This window comes from Marinomonas gallaica (assembly GCF_001639745.1).
In the GTDB taxonomy this organism is placed as follows: domain Bacteria; phylum Pseudomonadota; class Gammaproteobacteria; order Pseudomonadales; family Marinomonadaceae; genus Marinomonas; species Marinomonas gallaica.
In genome coordinates, this window is the sequence record NZ_LTAX01000087.1 from 1 (window position 1) to 262 (window position 262).

1 protein-coding gene is annotated in these 262 nt (G+C 49.6%); it reads left to right on the forward strand.

What is annotated here, in order from left to right; translation table 11 throughout:
* Positions 1-262 (forward strand): aconitase family protein (locus AYW76_RS18740; protein ID WP_231872662.1); only part of this gene is annotated, 262 nt, incomplete at both ends.

Consider the following 262-nt stretch of genomic DNA (forward strand, 5'->3'; position numbering starts at 1 on the left):
TGATACTCGCCTATGGATTGCTCCACCAACGAAGATGGACCGTGACCAGCTAACAGAAGAAGGCTACTACGGTATCTTTGGTCGTGCTGGAGTTCGTATCGAAACACCGGGATGTTCTTTGTGTATGGGTAACCAAGCGCGTGTTGCTGACGAAGCGACGGTAATGTCTACGTCGACTCGTAACTTCCCGAACCGTCTTGGTACTGGTGCTAATGTATATCTTGCGTCAGCTGAACTTTCTTCAGTCGGAGCAATCCTAGGT